Origin of the sequence: Pedobacter africanus (genome assembly GCF_900176535.1) — a bacterium.
In the GTDB taxonomy this organism is placed as follows: domain Bacteria; phylum Bacteroidota; class Bacteroidia; order Sphingobacteriales; family Sphingobacteriaceae; genus Pedobacter; species Pedobacter africanus.
Genome location: NZ_FWXT01000002.1, coordinates 120,557 through 137,836 on the forward strand (window position 1 = coordinate 120,557; position 17,280 = coordinate 137,836).

The 17,280-nt window shown below is 45.0% G+C and carries 10 protein-coding genes; 8 read left to right on the top strand and 2 right to left on the bottom strand.

Translation table 11 applies throughout. The features are described from left to right. Positions 1 to 59 precede the first annotated feature (59 nt). Both ccoS and B9A91_RS14870 read right to left on the bottom strand, forming a co-directional pair. Positions 60 to 245, bottom strand: coding sequence for a cbb3-type cytochrome oxidase assembly protein CcoS (ccoS, locus tag B9A91_RS14865; protein ID WP_084239805.1), 186 nt, complete (start codon positions 243 to 245; stop codon positions 60 to 62). Then, the gene (locus B9A91_RS14870; RefSeq protein WP_084239806.1) at positions 242 to 2,644 is read right to left on the bottom strand and encodes a heavy metal translocating P-type ATPase; all 2,403 of its coding nucleotides are present in this window, start codon (positions 2,642 to 2,644) and stop codon (positions 242 to 244) included. Before B9A91_RS14870 ends, ccoS begins: the two co-directional genes overlap by 4 nt. 221 nt (positions 2,645 to 2,865) lie before the next feature. On the opposite strand from B9A91_RS14870, the gene B9A91_RS14875 reads away from it, so the two are divergent. From B9A91_RS14875 to B9A91_RS14910, 8 genes are all read left to right on the top strand, one after another. Further along, entirely contained in the window at positions 2,866 to 4,047 is a 1,182-nt protein-coding gene (locus tag B9A91_RS14875) for a Pycsar system effector family protein (protein ID WP_084239807.1), read from the top strand. A gap of 7 nt (positions 4,048 to 4,054) precedes the next feature. Then, positions 4,055 to 6,019 carry a polyphosphate kinase 1 gene (gene ppk1, locus B9A91_RS14880; protein WP_084239808.1) on the top strand — a complete coding sequence of 655 codons (1,965 nt, stop codon included), beginning with the start codon at positions 4,055 to 4,057 and terminating at the stop codon, positions 6,017 to 6,019. A gap of 12 nt (positions 6,020 to 6,031) precedes the next feature. Continuing rightward, entirely contained in the window at positions 6,032 to 6,916 is an 885-nt protein-coding gene (locus B9A91_RS14885; protein ID WP_084239809.1) for an SdiA-regulated domain-containing protein, read from the top strand. Between the two features lie 81 nt (positions 6,917 to 6,997). After that, positions 6,998 to 9,355, top strand: coding sequence for a GAF domain-containing protein (locus B9A91_RS14890; protein WP_084239810.1), 2,358 nt, complete (start codon positions 6,998 to 7,000; stop codon positions 9,353 to 9,355). Positions 9,356 to 9,384: 29 nt separating this feature from the next. Continuing rightward, positions 9,385 to 11,976: a BamA/TamA family outer membrane protein gene (locus B9A91_RS14895; protein WP_084239811.1), complete on the top strand. Its 2,592-nt coding sequence runs from the start codon at positions 9,385 to 9,387 to the stop codon at positions 11,974 to 11,976. 161 nt (positions 11,977 to 12,137) lie between these two features. After that, complete coding sequence (locus tag B9A91_RS14900) at positions 12,138 to 12,716, top strand: RNA polymerase sigma-70 factor (protein WP_084239812.1); 579 nt, start codon at positions 12,138 to 12,140, stop codon at positions 12,714 to 12,716. 59 nt (positions 12,717 to 12,775) lie between these two features. Further along, positions 12,776 to 13,687 carry a FecR family protein gene (locus B9A91_RS14905; protein ID WP_084239813.1) on the top strand — a complete coding sequence of 304 codons (912 nt, stop codon included), beginning with the start codon at positions 12,776 to 12,778 and terminating at the stop codon, positions 13,685 to 13,687. Positions 13,688 to 13,889: 202 nt separating this feature from the next. Beyond that, a complete protein-coding gene (locus B9A91_RS14910) occupies positions 13,890 to 17,276 on the top strand; it encodes a SusC/RagA family TonB-linked outer membrane protein (RefSeq protein WP_084239814.1) in 3,387 nt (1,128 codons plus the stop codon). The last annotated feature ends 4 nt before the right edge of the window (positions 17,277 to 17,280 follow it).

The following is a 17,280-nucleotide window of genomic DNA, read 5'->3' on the forward strand; positions in this document are numbered from 1 at the left end:
TAGTTTATAGCTGTAAAATTAACCCGGTACAGCCGTCTGGGGAATGATGGATATTGTTGTTAAAGGTGATTCTGGTCACTTTTTTCCGACAATTTTTCTTCCCCTGTTTCATCGTCAAAAAGGATGCGTACACCGGGGGTATAAGTGTCGTCGTGTTGCCCCGTTTTGCTGGCCCAGAAAAAGGCTGCAAGAAAAATAAGCGCCAGTAAAATACTGCAGCCTATTAAAAAGTAGATCATGTTCATAACAGCTTGTTTTTTCGTGCATAGAGCCTTGCGGCTATGCTGGTAAACAAAATGATCGTGACTGTGCTTATAGGCATTAGTATGGCTGCAAACAAGGGCGAAAGCAGGCCCTGTACAGCGAAATATAAGCCCAGAAGGTTGTAGGTTAGGGAAATGGCAAAGCTGATGTGGATAATCTTAACGGCATCTTTTGCCTGCTGAACAAATTGAGGCAGCATGTGGAAAGCAGCACCGTCCAGTATCGCGTCACAATCGGGGGAAAAGTTATTGATATTGTTGGTTACTGCCACCCCCACATTGCTTTGTCTTAATGCTCCTGCATCATTTAAGCCATCGCCCAGCATCATGATCTTTTTCCCGTTCATCTGAAGTGTTTTGATGTAGTCCAGTTTATTTTGCGGACTCTGTCTGAACTGTATCTGCTGCGCCCTTGGGAAGAATGGCACCAGACTTTGTTTGTCATGGTCCTCATCACCCGACAAAAGGTGCAGGTCTGCCTGCTTTCCCAGTTTAAAGGTCAGCTCTTTAAAGCCTTCCCGCCATTGCTGCCTGAAAGTGAAATAACCCAGGTATTCGTTGTTGATCATCACGTGCACGTTGCTGCTTGTGGGAGAGTTCGTCAGCGGCAGACCAATAAAAGCGGAACTTCCCAATTTCACTTTATTTCCATTGATCTCTCCGCTGATCCCTCTTCCAATTTTTTCCGAATAATTATCGGCTGAATAAACCTTCTCCAGGTCCAGGTGTTTCGTCAGTTCCCTGCTTAAAGGGTGGCCGGAGTTGCGTGCCAGGTCGCTCAGCAGTTGTTTCTGGTGTCTGGTCATCACACCGGCAAAACTTAATCCAGATGCCTCCGGACTGGTAATGGTACCCGTCTTATCGAATACATAAGTATTGATGCGTGCCAGTTCTTCTACAACCTCTGTACTTTTCAGGTAAAACCTGTTCCTGTCAAATATGCTCAGCACTGCGGCAAGCGTAAATGGGGAGCTGAGGGCCAGGGCGCAGGGGCAGGCGATGATCAGCACCGCTGTGAAAGCGGCAATAGCTTTGCCGGTATCACCTGCACTCAGCATCCAGAAGGCAGCCGAGCCGATGGCAATAAGCAGCAATACGACGCTGAAGTATTTGCTTGCCGTGGCACTAAAAGTTTTGATGTGGTCCTTTTGCGTGTAAAAAGCCTCGTTATTCCAGAGTTGGGTAAGGTAGCTTTGCGAAACGGGTTTTACCACTTCCAGTTCTATGACCCCCGAAAGCTGCCGGCCACCTGCATAGACCACTTCTCCGAGTGTTTTTTGTACCGGAACCGATTCGCCCGTTACAAAGCTGAAGTCAATTTCTGCCGTTCCTTTCAGTAAAATAGCATCTGCCGGAATGATCTCATTGCTTCTGATGAGCATACGGTCGCCCACCACCAATTCATTCAGTGGGGCAGGCTTTTCCTTTCCTGCTTTAATCAGGGTTACGGCTACCGGAAAATAAGAGCGGTAATCCCTTTCAAAAGAAAGGTGATGATAGGTGCGCTGCTGCATCCATTTCCCGATCAGCAGGAAAAATACCAGTCCGCATAATGTATCCACAAAGCCTGCGCCGGTATGGCTGGCAATCTCTGCAACAGATCGGATAAACATGACGGCAATGCCCAAAGCCAGTGGAAAATCGAGGTTTAATATGCCTTTCTTCAGGTTGTGATAGGCAGATATAAAGTAATCCCTCCCGCTGTAAAACACCACAGGAAGGGCAAAGGCCAGGTTCAACCAGCCAAAAAACAACTTAAACCGTGATTCCAGGTCAGATAAACCAAAATACTCCGGAAAGCTGAGGAGCATTACATTGCCGAAACAAAAACCGGCAACGGCGATTTTGGTAACCAGTTCTCGCTCCGAAAAGTCGGACATCTGCTTCTTGACCACGTCCTGCAAACTGATCTGCGGTTCATAGCCAATCGCAGCGAGGGTTTCGACCACCGATTTTAAGCTGGTTTCCTGGTTCTTAAAAGTAATGGACATTTGTTTCTTCAGGAAATCGATCCGCGATTGTACAATTGCAGGATTGATTTTGTAGAGGTTTTCCAGCAACCATATGCAGGAGCTGCAGTGAATGGCAGGGATATATAGCGTAATGGAAGTGAGTTTATCGTCAGTATAATCGACCAGTCCGGCAACAATTTTTGGTTCCTCCAGGTATTCAAAATGACTATTCTGCTGTTTTTGCGTTTGTCCGGGTACATCATTGTACGCATAGTAGTTGCACAGATTGTGGGCAGACAGGATCTGGTAAACGCCCTTGCATCCCGCGCAGCAAAAATTCCTGTTGTCGAGCCGATAGGGTGCTGCGGGCAAATCGTCTCCGCAGTGGTAACACTGCGTTTCTGTTTCTACGGTCTTCTGTTCAAACATGATCCTGATCAATTTGTAGGCAAAGGTCGGCCCGGAGGCCGGATCATAACATGACGGATGTCAGAAAAGGAAGTGATGTTGGTCACCTAAAAGACGCTGAATGTCATCGTTTGAATATCTTTTAAAGAATTTTAAATTTTAAAGATTAAAACCTGCATATTTATAAAATGAATTGATCATGGAAACATGAAAGTTTGTTTAATGAAAGAACATTATCAGAGATGCAGTACCGGGAAATATTAGATCAGCTTCGTGCCCATGTTGCAAGCCTTTTTCACGCCCACAACGATGAGCGTTTCATTTACCATAACCTGCACCATACCGAACAGGTAGTTGAAAACACCGTTAGAATTGCCAATCATTATCAGCTATCCGATCAGGATTTCTTCATTGTGGTGGCAGCAAGCTGGTTTCATGACATGGGCTATTTGTTCGATTGCAGACAGCATGAAACCAAAGGTGGGGCCATGGCCGTAGAATTTCTGACCGGCAAGGGAATGGAAAAGGAGGTAGTGGATCAGGTATATGGCTGTATTATGGCTACAAAGATGCCCCAGAAACCAGAAGGATTATTGCAGCAGATTGTTTGCGATGCCGACCTGTTTCACCTGGGTAGTGATAGCTTTAAAGAACGCAATAAACTGATGCGCAAAGAAGCCGGGGCATTTTGCAACAGGCCTATTGATAAAACAGAGTGGAGGATCAAGACCATTGCCCTGTTTAAAGCACATCATTACCATACCGATTTTTGCCAGAACCTGCTCAACGCCAGGAAAGCACAGAACCTGGCTGAAATGGAACATAAGCTCAAAACCGAACAAACCGTGGAGACAACAGCAATTGTAAAAGAAGAAAAAAAGAAAAAAAGCGACAGGCCGGAGCGTGGTGTGGAAACCATGTTCAGGATCTCCTCAACCAACCACCAGCGCTTAAGCGATATGGCCGATAACAAGGCGCACATCATGATATCGACCAATTCCATTATCCTGTCGGTAATTCTGAGTTTGCTGTTGCGTAAGCTGGAAGATAACCCGCACCTCATTATCCCTACTTTATTGCTGCTCATCATTTGTGTGGTAACCATGGTCTTTTCTATCCTGGCTACCAGGCCTTCCATCCCTGAAGGGGTATTTACACCCGACGACATCAGCCAGAAAAAGGTAAATCTGCTTTTCTTTGGTAATTTTTATCGCATGAGCCTTTCAGATTATCAGGATGGTATGATTAAGATGATGGATGACAGGGATTTTCTCTATGGTAGCTTAATTAAAGATGTATATTCGCAAGGTGTAGTTTTAGGTCGTAAATACCGTTTGCTGAGGATTGCCTACAGCGTATTTATGTTCGGCATTGTGGCCGCTGTTCTGGCCTTTATCGCAGCTTCTGCCTGGGTAACCATGTAATCACTTTATGGAGAAAGCTGTTTTTTACAACAGGGACTTAAGCTGGCTTAGCTTTAACGGACGTGTACTGCAGGAAGCCGGAAAAGTAACAGTGCCCTTGCTGGAACGCATTAAATTTCTGTCCATCTATTCATCCAACCTCGACGAGTTTTACAGGGTAAGGATCCCTGTTTTGATGGCGGTGAACGAACACCATAAAACCACCGACGAAGTCAGTAATTACGAACTGGCCAAAGCTGAGATCAACAAACAGCAGCAGCAGTTTGGTGTCATTATTAAAGAACAGATCCTTCCCGAGCTTTTGACACATCACATTCACTGGATCTACAATGAGCCCATCCCCGAAAATATTTCAGCAAAAGTAGCAGCAGTCTTTTTTACAGAAGTGCTGGCCTATATTTACCCGGTTTGCATAGACAACGACCTAGCCGATTTTTTTGCCGAGAACAATAAACTTTACCAGCTGGTTATCCTGGAAGACAAAGCGGGGAAGGAACGGCTGGAGCTGATCAACATCCCCTCTGAAACCTTGCCCAGGTTATATCCGGTCACAGAAGGTCATAAGCAGTATGTTGTTTTTCTGGAAGACATCATCAAACACAACATAGACTATTTATTTCCGGCCGATGCCATCAAAGGGGTGTTTAACCTCAAAATCACCCGGGATGCTGAACTTAAAATTGAAAGCGGGACAGAGGCCGACCTCACAGAGGCGCTGGAACGTCAGCTGGAAGCCAGGGATTTTGGTTTCGCTACACGTTTTCTGGCCGAGCCGGGTATTCCTTTAAGGAGCCTGTACCGCATCATTTATGCGTTGAAACTGCACAAGGCCGCTGTTGTCGAGGGAGGGACCTATCACAATTTAAAAGACCTTGGTAATTTTCCGTTAAAGGGGGATGAATTCAGTTATCCCAAATGGCCGGCAGCCACAGCTGTTCACATACCTGAAAGGGAGACGCTTTTTGAGCTTATCCCTAAAAAAGACATTTTGATCAATGTTCCCTATCAGCGCTACGACCCGGTGCTTCGATTTTTTAACGAAGCCGCAAACGATAGCCATACTGAAGAAATATATACCACACTTTACCGGGTGGCCAGTAATTCCAGAATTGTAAGTGCGCTGATGACCGCCGCAAGGAACGGAAAAAAGGTAGTAGCCCTGGTCGAATTGAAAGCCAGGTTTGATGAAGCAAACAACATCAAATGGGCCAAACAAATGAAAGCTGCCGGTGTGAAGATTATTTACAGCAGCTTAGAGTTGAAGGTACATGCCAAGGTTGCACTGGTAAAAAGAAGGATTGGTGGAGAGGTCAAATACCTTGGATTGCTCGCAACAGGGAACCTGAACGAAATTACGGCGAGGTTCTATACCGATCAGATCCTGCTGACTGCGCATCAGCCGATGCTAAAAGAACTGGAAGCACTTTTTGGATTTTTAAGTAAAAACAAAAAAGCCCCTGCTGCCGAGGACATGATTAACTTTGAGCACCTTTTGGTAGCGCAGTTTAACCTGCAGCAAAGATTTCTGGAACTGATAGAAAGGGAAATCGAACATGCCCGTGCTGGCAGGCAAGCGGGAATTACTATAAAATTAAATAATCTCGAGGAGCGTACACTGATCACCAGACTCTATGAGGCTTCGCAGGCGGGGGTAAAGGTTAAGCTGATCGTCCGGGGCATCTGCTGCCTGATACCTGGCATGACTGGCCTCAGTGAAAACATTACCGTTACCAGGATCGTAGACCGTTACCTGGAACATGGGCGCATATTCCTGTTCGAGAACAATGGGAGGCAGGAAATCTATATGGGATCGGCCGATTGGATGAACCGTAACATTTACAGCAGGATAGAGGTTTGTTTTCCGGTTTATGACCAGGACCTGAAGCAATTGCTGATCAAAATCATTAACTTACAGCTAAATGATAATGTTCAGGAATCAATTTACCTATTTTTGCAGGATAAACAAGGCTAACCAGAGCTGCTTATGAAACCTTTTTACAAGAATTTTTTATACGTTGTACTGTTGCTTTCCATTTTTGGGGCATGTGCATGTAAGTATCCGGGAGGAAAGAAGTATACGAGTCCGAAAGGATATGACTTTACCAAGCCAGATAAATTCAATATGCCTTCAAGCTTGCTGGAAATATCCGGAATAGCTTTTTATAAGGGCAACAGCGATACGGTATACAGCATCCAGGATGAGGATGGGAAGCTGTTCAGGCAAGGATGGGACGTTAAAAAGCAACACAATATGAAATTTGCTCCGAAGGGCGATTACGAAGACCTGGCTATTTTCCATGAGCGGGTATTTGTGTTGAAAAGCAATGGCAGCATCTATTCATTCCCTTTTTCGGAAGCAGTTAAAGAGGAATCTGACCAGGTTAAGGAAAGAAAAAAGCTACTGCCTAAAGGCGAATACGAAGGGATGTATGCTGATCCGGAGACCAGCAAACTCTATGTCTTATGTAAAAGCTGTCCGCAGGATAAAAAGACCAAACAGCTTACAGGCTATGTTTTCGATTATAATGCAGCTGCCGACAGCCTTAGCGGTCCGGCAATTTTTAGTGTGGATCTGAACCAGATCAAAGCACTAAACCCTAAACTTAAAGCCAGTTTAAGCCCCTCCGCATTGGCTAAGAACCCAGCAACTAAAGAGTGGTACATCCTGTCTTCTACAAATAAACTGTTGCTGGTTGCTGACGCCAGCTGGAAGATCACCGCCGTGCATCGCCTCAGTTCAACTACCTTTAACCAACCTGAAGGCATTGCTTTCGACAACAACCTGAACCTCTTTATTTCCAATGAAGGGGATGAGATCAACGATGGCAACATTATAAAATTCAGATATTTACCAGCTAAGAAGAAATAATTACCTTCTTTTTACTGATTATGCCGAAACAGGTAGTAAATTTGAAACGCAGCTGCCAGGCTTCCCTAACAAAACATATAAATGCAGGCAATAACGCTAGATCTAAATAAGAGTATAACCCAGTCCGGCCGACATATTGTTGGTGCTGATATTAAACTCTCTTTGCGCCCTTTTATTGAATATGTTGAGCGGAGGGCGGAAGAGGAGAAGACTGTAAAAGTTAATTTTTACAAATATATACTGGGCCAGTTTAATGCGTATCCTGAGCTTAAAGATCCGATTTTGCCGGAAAATGCAAAGCACTACAGCCAGCTTTTTGAACTGATATATACCGCTTTATCACCCATCATTAACGAAGAAAAACAGCACTACTGGGCGCTGGGTACACCAGTTTCCCCATGTTTTCATTATGGGACAAATGCTTTTTACAACGTTTTTATGAATGAGGACAGGTGTGGGCTAAAATCCGGTATCGACCTGCCATCCGAAAAGGAAATGGAAAAAAAGCTGCTTTCTGCATTCTACAATATCGTGATGGAGAAATTTTACAATTTCTCATTAACGGGCGATCAGCTGGTGATCCATGCGATTGTAGATCCCGAGACGCATTTGCTGAAATATTACCGTTTGAATGTGGATACCCGCTTTCTTGACGTTACCACGAGGGTTAAATTACCAGAGTTTAACCTGAAAGACGTAAAAGACTACATTAAGGACGAGCGGAATACCTTAAAAATGCTCACCAAGATCATTCCGCCTGAGCTGTTTAAGATTGAAGGGATCACCATTGTTACCCTAACAGAAGTAACCAGCGAATATGCCCTCGAAACGGTTAAAAACCTGGTCATACATCACAATGAGTCTCAGCAGGGAATGCATACAGAGGAGATTGCCACTGCGCTGAAAACACTGGTTGGAACAGATCAGATTAATTTCGGGCTCATCCCTTACATCAAACTGAACAATAAACTTCAGCTCAATGAACTCTCCGGTTTCAATAGCGTCCTGATTACCCTGGCTAAGGAACAGGGACTTGACGAACAGAACTACAACCGGCTGATCGAAGATTATGTTGGGCAGCCCCGGACATTGATATTCCCGGAAATAACTGCGGAGGAGCAGCTTAAGTATCCCATGTTAAAGCTGCTTGGAACAGAAGGTATCACATCCTATGCCTTGTTCCCACTGTATTACAATGCCCGCATGGTAGGTTGCCTGGAATTGTATACCAAAGATTCCAGCCAGTTTAACGGGCATACACTTAGTAAGATAGAAACTGCGTTCCCTTTGCTTGCACAACTGTTTCATACGGTTATTATCGATTTTAACAACGATATACAGGATGTTATTATGGATAAATTTACAGCCTTGCAGCCCTCTGTCCAATGGCGTTTCCATGAAGCCGCCTACAATTACATACAATCGGGGGCCAGGGACCGGAATTTTCCTATTGAACCGGTATTCTTCAGGGATGTTTATCCATTTTATGGCGCTGTAGACATCCGTAATTCCAGTATACAGCGTAATGCTGCTATCAGGCGGGACCTCTATGCCCATTTTGAAATCCTTGAGAAAACACTGGGAGGCATCAGGGATCAGGCCAGTGGCTGTACCGAAAATGAAATTCCAAAAGGAGCAGCGGTATGGAACTACAAACACCTGGACGAACTTTCGGACCGGGAGATATTTAAAACAGAAGATTACCTGCAGCGGCAGATTCCTGCTACCTTACTGCACCTGAAGGAAGCCTATCCGGAAGTTGCCGGGGTGGTAGACAGTTATTTTAAACTGACGGGCGATAAAGGGAGGATCTTTGAAAACAGGGAACGCTACGAAAAGAGCATGCAAATGATCAATGTAGCGGTAACCAGACATCTGGATGAGTTCAATGCCGAATTGCAAAGCATTTACCCATGTTATTTCGAAAAGTTCAGGACAGATGGTGTGGAATTCGACATGTACCTTGGTCAGTCTATAGCCCCTGGCATCGCTTTTCCTCCTGGTATTCTGCACGATTTCAGGTTAAGGCAGCTGCGTGTGCTGGCCGAAATTGCCCGTACAACCAATAACCTGGGCCCATATTTTTCAACGCCACTGGAAACTACGCAGCTGATCTTTGTATATGAGAAACCAATTGACATCAGTTTCAGAATCGATGAACAACGATTTGATGTAGAGGGGAGCTACAATATCCGTTACCAAATGGTAAAGAAACGTATTGATAAAGCGCTGATCAAAGATACAACAGAACGGCTTACTCAGCCCGGTAAAATAGCGATTGTTTATTTTAACAGTACTGAAGCCAAAGAATATATCGGATACATCAAAAAGCTACAGGCCAAACGTTTATTGAACGATGACCTGGAACACCTTGAACTGGAAGAGTTACAGGGAGTCGAAGGTCTAAAAGCCCTGAGGATAGGCGTCAAATATCAATAGCTACGGTAATACTGGAAAAAACAATAAATATGCATTTTAAAAAAGTATTACTATTTACACTGGTTGTTGTTACTACCTTTTCGGCTGCCAAAGCGCAGTTGTCTTCTGCAAAAGACTCCATTACCATAGCAGTTGCACCAGAGTACAATAGTGTAGGTGCATTTCATCGTTTCTGGCTTGGCGAAAGCTACCGTAGGATATGGGCCACCCCTGTAAAATTGCGCATCCTAGATCTTCAAAAGGAAAAAGGCGGACTCAGCATCGTAAAATTGGGAGGGGGAATGCAAACGCGTTCATTGCGGCTGGTAGACCCTACCGGTAAGGAATGGGCTTTGCGTACCGTTCAGAAGTACCCGGAGCAGGGCATGGCCGAAAATCTAAGGGCCACCATTGCCAAAGACATTGCCCAGGACCAGGTCTCTACCAACCATCCTTTTGCCTCATTGGTGGTTCCAACTTTGGCTACAGCTCTTGGCATTCCGCATTCCAAACCGGAAATTGTGTATGTAGGGGATGATCCGGGCTTAAAGGAATACCGGAAAGACTTTGCCAATGCGGTTTACCTGATCGAAGAACGAAGCCCTTTTGAAAAAGAAACAGACAATACCGAAAAAGCACAGCGTAAAATACAGCAGAACAATGACACCAGGGCCGATCAAAGGCTCACACTGAGGGCAAGGATGCTCGATTTCCTGTTGGGCGACTGGGACCGTCATGAAGACAACTGGCGCTGGCTGGCAGAAAAGGACAAAGGTGAAACCACCTATATTCCTGTGCCGCGCGACCGTGACAAGGTCTTTTACAAAACCACAGGCGTTTTTCCATGGGTGCTTACCCACCAATGGTTGAAAACGCATTTACAGCCTTACAGCGATAACATCAGGGATGTAGACCACTGGAGCTTCAATGAACGGTATTTCGACCGTTATTTTTTAAATGAACTCAGCGAAAAGGACTGGAAGGAAGAAGCGGAATATGTACAGCAAAAGCTCAGCAAAGAGATCATACTTCAGGCATTCAAACAAATGCCCGATACCATTTTTAAGCTGAACGGAGCAGAACTGATCCATAATTTTACCTCCAGAAAAAACAAGCTGGACTCGCTTACGCAGCATTATTACCGTTTCCTGTCTACTCATGTAGATATACCCGCATCTGCCAAAAAGGAGATCCTTAAAGTAAAGAACCTGGACAACGGCGATGTAGAAATCAGCATTCATAACATCAATAAAGAAGGTAAACAGGGACGTTTGGTTTATAAAAGAACCTTTGATCAGCAGATCACCAAAGAGCTGCGGCTGTTTGGCATAGATGGCGAAGATACTTTTATTGTCGAAGGCGCATCTTCTTCTAAAATCCGTGTCCGTCTGATAGGTGGTACTGCTGTAAATCAATACCAGGTAGCAACAGAGGTAAAAAACAAACCTTTTATTTACGACAGGCCAGACAGTTCAAATAAGTTCCCGGCTCGTTCGGCTGCAAAATTCAGGCTCTCGAATGATTCTCTGGTGAACCGTTTCGATAAAAACAGCTTTCTATACGACCGTACAGGTGTGCTTTTTAACGGGGGCTATAACATCGACCAGGGCATACAGATCGGTCTTGGTTATGTGATCGAAAAGCAGGGCTTTCGGAAATCCCCTTATGCACGTAAACATGAGTTCTGGGCCAATTATAACAGTGGCCGCAGGTCTTTTATCCTCGATTATGTGTCTGATTTTAAAAAAGCAATCGGCAATAATGACCTGACCATACATGCCAATCTGCTCGGCCCGAATAACCTCAGCAATTTCTTCGGCTTAGGCAATAATACTGAAAACATAGATCACGATTTTGATGATGATGAAGGGGATGAGCGGGAAGATGGCATCTCTTATTACCGCAATCGCTACGATTACCTGAACGCTGATCTTAAACTCGGCAGGCAACTGGCCAGGCATTTAAGATTAGACGCCGGGGTGTTGTTGTCTTATTATACCAGTACGGCCTCAGGCAATAAGGAAAAGTTTTTTAACGAATACAATGCGCTAAACCCTGAGCAGGATATATTTGGTGACAAATGGTACGGTGGTTTTGTAGCCGGCCTGATTTACGACAGCAGGGATAATGTGGCTATACCTAAAAAGGGGATATTCTGGAAAACAAGCCTGGTTACCCAGCACCGGCTGGATAAAACAGGCGATAAGTATGGGGCCATTACTTCCGAATTCCGCTTTTACATTAATCCCGGTAAATCGGGTTTTGTAATTGCCAACAGAACCGGTGGCGGCACTACTATTGGCGATCCGACTTTCTTTCAGCGCATGCAACTGGGGGGGCTGAATAGCCTCAGGGGCTTTAACAGCAAGCGTTTCACAGGCACATCGATGTTCTATAATAACCTCGACCTGAGGCTTAAGCTCTTCAATTTCACTTCCTACCTGGTTCCGGGTACGGTAGGGATACTGGGCTTTACCGATGTTGGTCGGGTCTGGGAAAAAGGAGAGCAGTCCGGCCGCTGGCACCAGGGCTATGGCGGCGGCCTGTATGTAATGCCTGGAGAGGTGATACTGCTGCAGGCCAGTGTAGGTGCTTCCAAAGAAACCAGCATGCTATACCTGTCTGTCGGCTTTAATTTTTAATGTTGATTTAATATTAAAATAACCTTGTACGGCTAGTTTCGCGGTCTTAAAACGAGCTTCCTTTTAGGATTTGTTTTTTTAATTTGTAAGTTTATATCTTGCAGCCGGCAATACCTGTGCTTGCCAGCTTACAGATATGAACCAAATAAAACAGCCTTTGTATGCACAGTAAGGAGATCCCGATCTGGACTGATGAACAATTGCTGGAACTGATCCAGTCAGACGACCAGCGTGCATTCAAGCATATTTACCATAAATATGCTGCTAAGCTGTATGCCTCTGCTTACAACTTATTGAGAGATAAGGCAACATGTGAAGATATTGTACAGGAGCTCTTTATTCACCTGTGGTTAAACAGGGCTGCCTTAAAAATTGTGACCTTACGTTCCTATCTGTTTATGGCTACAAGGAATAGGGTTTTGATGAAACTGCGTACAAAGAAAGTGCTGCTCGACAATGAAGCACTTGATTTCCTGGCCTCCAATTACAGCACGGATACCCGGGTAAGAGAAAAGGAATTGAATATCGCTATAGAAAATGCTATCAAGGCCCTGCCCGATAAGTGTCAGGAAGTATTTATACTGAGCCGGAAGCAGCAACTTTCCAACAGGGAAATTGCCGATAGGATGCAGATTTCTGTAAAAACTGTAGAAAACCACATTACCAATGCCATTCACAGGTTAAAGGCTTCCATAGGCCATTTCATCTTCCTCGTTTCTATATTTTCAGACTTTTTGTAAAAAAATCAAATTCATTTAGGGGCTGGTCGATTTTTCTGCATCGTACATTATGAAGCGATATGAAAAAAAGACCAAATACAGAAGAGCAGATCAGGCGCTATTATGATGAATTGCAGCAGGATGACCAGATACTGGATATCACAAGTGCAGAATTTGATCAGGATGCCCTTTACAGTGACATTAGTTCCGGAATAGAACGAGCTGAAAAGAAAAAGCGTTTCTTTAAGAGATTCCGGAAAGGTGCAGTTGCTGCGGTACTTTTTGGTGGCATTTCAATATTTGCTTATCTGCAACTGGACAAGGACGCTCTGGTTGAACCGGTAAAAATGGCGACCGCCATGGCTGAAAATGGTAAGGTTGTTAACCTGGTCCTGGCCGATGGAACGACAATATGGCTTAATTCGGGTAGCACGCTTACCTATCCCAGCAAGTTTACAGGCAATACCCGGACAGTCAGCCTAACCGGGGAAGCTTATTTTGAGGTCGCACATCGCAAAACACAGCCTTTTCTGATCCGTACAGGTCAGCTTACCACCACGGTGTTGGGTACCACCTTTAACGTCAACGCTTATAAAAAACAGGAAAATATCAGTGTTTCTGTACTTAGCGGAAAGGTAGGGGTCGCCGATGCTGGTGCAAAGCCTGTTTTCCTGACGCCAAACCTGCAGGTGGTCTATAACCGAAGCGGCCGCTCAATGAAGGTTAAGACTGTTGATGCTTCCACATTGATCGCCTGGCGCGAAGGAAAGCTGATCTTTAAGGGGACAGCGTTGACTGAGGTACTTGCCGCCATCGAAAGAAAATATGATGTCAGCATAGCTGTCAACGCCGCATTTAAAGATTGCAGGATTTCTGTAGATTTTAATAACGAGTCCATAAATAAAGTCATGGTTGTGCTTTCACAGGTGCTCAATGCACAGGTGGTTCGTACATCCGGGGGTTACCTGCTTAAGGGCAATGGCTGCAAATGATGAGCACACATAACCAGATAAATAAACGATTACTTACCGTATTAAACAGCAAAATATGACATTAAAGGGGCCTTAAAAATAAACCCTGTCTGAATGAACAGGACAGGGAGTAATTAAAAATAAGCCAGATACCAGATTTGCCTGGACTTCGAAATCATAGGGCAAATGAGGTATAATTTCTTACCATTAATTCCACTAATTTATGAAAAAATCTCTATATGAACGTAGAGTACTTTACCATGTTTTACTATTTATGAAATACAGTTCTGCTGTCTTTTTAATCATTTGCAGCTTCTTTTCTATTGCAAATGCAAACCGTTCCTACGGACAAAAAATCTTAAACATTCCGGTCACTGTTACACTCGACAAGGTCAGGCTTCAGGATGCCATCGAGCAGATTTCCCGGACGGCCAACATAAAATTGGCATATCAGGCGGAAGTGATCAGCCCCATGGTATTTGTCAATACCAGCTTCAAAAAGGAAAAGCTGGGCAAAGTGCTGGAACAGATCCTTTTTCCCAACCATATCAATTACAGCGTGGTAGGGAATACCATCATTCTTAAAAAACAGCCACAGAAGATCAGGGAGGAAGTTCTGGAGAAGAAACCAGACCGGATCATCAGAGGGACGGTGCTGGATACCGCAGGTATGACCCTGCCAGGTGTATCGGTCCGTGTGGCAGGCCATAAGGAGCTCGGAACGGTTACCGATATCAATGGTAAATACCAGCTGCAGGTACCTGACGATGCCCTTATCCTTATTTTTAGTTATGTCGGTTACGTAAGCCGGGAAGCGAAAATAAACGGTACCACCTTAAATGTGGTATTAAAAGAAGTCAAATCTGACCTTAGTGAGGTTGTAGTTGTAGCTTACGGAACCCAAAAAAAGACCAATGTTACCGGCTCCATCGCAGCCGTTACCACCAAAGACCTGATCCGGACACCAACCGCCAGCTTAACCAACAGCCTGGCTGGCCGTTTACCCGGACTGGTAACCATACAAAACAGCGGGGAGCCGGGAACCGATGGCTCTACTTTATATATCCGTGGCTTTGGTACTTACCAGGGACGTAGTCCGCTGATCCTGGTCGATGGTATTGAAAACGCCATTGACCGCATCGATGCCAATGAGGTGGAATCTGTAAGTATTTTAAAAGATGCCGGGGCAACTGCTGTATACGGCATGAAGGGCGCAAATGGGGTAGTACTGGTTACCACCAAACGCGGTAAGATCGGAAAGCCAGTCATCTCACTCACTTCCCAGCTTTCCAGCCAATCGCCTGTACGTTTGCCTGAATACCTGGATTCTTTTGATGCCCTGACCCTGTTCCGCGAAGCGCTGAACAATGACGGGCTAAATGCCAACTTATACACAGATGAATATCTGAATAAGTTCCGCGACCGCAGTATGCCTGCCTATGAATACCTTTATCCAAATGTAGACTGGCATAAGGAGCTGCTGAAAAAGAATTCCCTCATGAACCAGACTAACCTCAATGTAAGTGGTGGATCAGGCTCTGCCAGGTATTTTGTTTCCATGTCGTACCTGAACCAGGATGGTCTCTACAAATATGAAAACCTGAACGATTATAACATCAATGCCACCATGAACAAATACAATTTCAGGAGTAATATTGATGTCGACATCACCAAACACCTGAGCATGGAACTGAACTTATCGGATGTGGTGCGGGACAGGAACTATCCGAATGAGAGTGCCAGCGATTTTTGGCCACAGCTGCGCAATACGCCGCCTTACCTTTACCCGCTCAGCAATCCTGATGGTTCTATACCGGGACAAAAAGACTCACCTCCAAGTCCCTACGGCAGATTAACCCAATACGGCTACGCAAGGATGTTTGAAAACACACTGGGTGCAATAGCAGGTTTTAAACTTGATATGCCTTTTGTGACCCCGGGCTTAAGTTTCAGGACACGTTTTGCATTCGATGCACAGAGCTACCGCAACATTACGCGGCAAAGGAATTATTCTACTTATAAGTTCAGCATGGCGGATGATCAGCAAATGGACCTCACAAAAGGGCAATACACCGAAATTACCACCGGCGACGGTTTGCTGGGGTTTACAGTAAATGCAAACGGAAGCCGCAAATCTACCTACGAGGCCTATCTCAACTACGATCGTGTTTTTAACGAAAAACACGCCTTTACCGGAATGATCCGTTACAACCAGTCGCAAAGCTTTACCAATGGTGGCGATGCCATTGCTGCATTGCCTTATAAGCAGCTTGGTCTGGTCGGACGTGTCAATTATTCGTATGACCGTAAATATGTACTGGAATTCGATGCAGGCTATAATGGTTCTGAAAACTTTAAAAAAGGACATCGTATGGGCTTCTTTCCGGCAGTATCTGCCAGCTGGATCATTTCAAATGAGGCCTTCCTAAGCAATTCAAAAACTTTTAATCTGGTTAAGCTCCGCGGATCGATAGGTACGGTAGGGGTTGACAACAGTGTAGGACGTTTTGCTTATTTGAGTACCTGGCAGATCGGGAATACCAATGGTTATAAATTTGGTGCGGCCAGTGATGGCAATGGCTACAGCGGTGCACAGGAAAGTGCGACAGGAAACGAATTCCTGACTTGGGAAAGGGCACGTAAAACGAACATCGGTTTAGATCTCGAGTTGTTTAACAGCTCCCTGGTATTTACCGGAGATGTGTTTCAGGAAAAACGCAGTCAGATCCTGACTACAGCCCTGATTATCCCGGAAGTAATTGGTGTACAGAGCCTGCCGGCTATCAATGCCGGGCGGGTAAGCAATAAAGGCTTTGAGGCAGAATTGACCTGGCGTAAAAAGATAGGTAACCATAACCTGATGCTGCGCGGTGCTTATTCTTATTCGACCAATAACATTGACTATGCTGCCGAACCCAATTATAAGCTGGCCTATAAAGGGAAAAAGGACACCCAGATCTTTGAAGCTTATGGCTTAACCGCGCTTGGCCTGTTCAAAGATCAGGCTGATATTGACAACAGTGCAGTGCAGCAGTTTGGTAAAGTACAGCCCGGAGATATCAAATACCTCGACCGTAATGGCGACGGTGTGATCAATTCGCAGGATGAAGGCTATCTTGGGGCACCTACAGCGATCAAATCTGTCCTTAGTTTTACGGCAAGCTATACTTACGGACAGTTTGACCTGAACATATTGTTTCAGGGGGCAATAGGCGGTAAAAGGTGGTTGAATGGTGTATCCGCCTGGGCTTTTGCCGACAATACCGCAGTGCTGGCCGATTACATGACCGGTCGGTACAGTCCGCAAAATCCTGATCCCAATGCAAGATACCCGCGCTTAACTTCGGCCGACAATGCCAACAACAACCGGAACTCTACCTTCTGGCTTAAATCTTCCGATTACCTGCGCCTCAAAAATGTCGAGATCGGCTATACACTGCCGAAGTCGCTGCTCACAAAAATAAGGTTGAACAATATAAGGGTATTCGCCAACGGAACAAACCTTTATACCTGGGATAAACTCAAAGTTTTTGATCCTGAGCTTCCCGACGGTTTTGGAAATTACCCGCAGCAGCGTGTCATCAATTTTGGTTTAAATATAGCAATGTAATAAA

What these genes read in the sequence shown, in the direction of transcription:
- B9A91_RS14875 (WP_084239807.1), top strand. Translation starts at nt 2,866, where the DNA reads ATGCAGTACCGGGAAATATTAGATCAGCTTCGTGCCCATGTTGCAAGC.
- B9A91_RS14910 (WP_084239814.1), top strand. Translation starts at nt 13,890, where the DNA reads ATGAAAAAATCTCTATATGAACGTAGAGTACTTTACCATGTTTTACTA.
- B9A91_RS14870 (WP_084239806.1), bottom strand. Translation starts at nt 2,644, where the DNA reads ATGTTTGAACAGAAGACCGTAGAAACAGAAACGCAGTGTTACCACTGC.
- B9A91_RS14895 (WP_084239811.1), top strand. Translation starts at nt 9,385, where the DNA reads ATGCATTTTAAAAAAGTATTACTATTTACACTGGTTGTTGTTACTACC.
- B9A91_RS14885 (WP_084239809.1), top strand. Translation starts at nt 6,032, where the DNA reads ATGAAACCTTTTTACAAGAATTTTTTATACGTTGTACTGTTGCTTTCC.
- ccoS (WP_084239805.1), bottom strand. Translation starts at nt 245, where the DNA reads ATGAACATGATCTACTTTTTAATAGGCTGCAGTATTTTACTGGCGCTT.
- B9A91_RS14900 (WP_084239812.1), top strand. Translation starts at nt 12,138, where the DNA reads ATGCACAGTAAGGAGATCCCGATCTGGACTGATGAACAATTGCTGGAA.
- B9A91_RS14905 (WP_084239813.1), top strand. Translation starts at nt 12,776, where the DNA reads ATGAAAAAAAGACCAAATACAGAAGAGCAGATCAGGCGCTATTATGAT.
- ppk1 (WP_084239808.1), top strand. Translation starts at nt 4,055, where the DNA reads ATGGAGAAAGCTGTTTTTTACAACAGGGACTTAAGCTGGCTTAGCTTT.
- B9A91_RS14890 (WP_084239810.1), top strand. Translation starts at nt 6,998, where the DNA reads ATGCAGGCAATAACGCTAGATCTAAATAAGAGTATAACCCAGTCCGGC.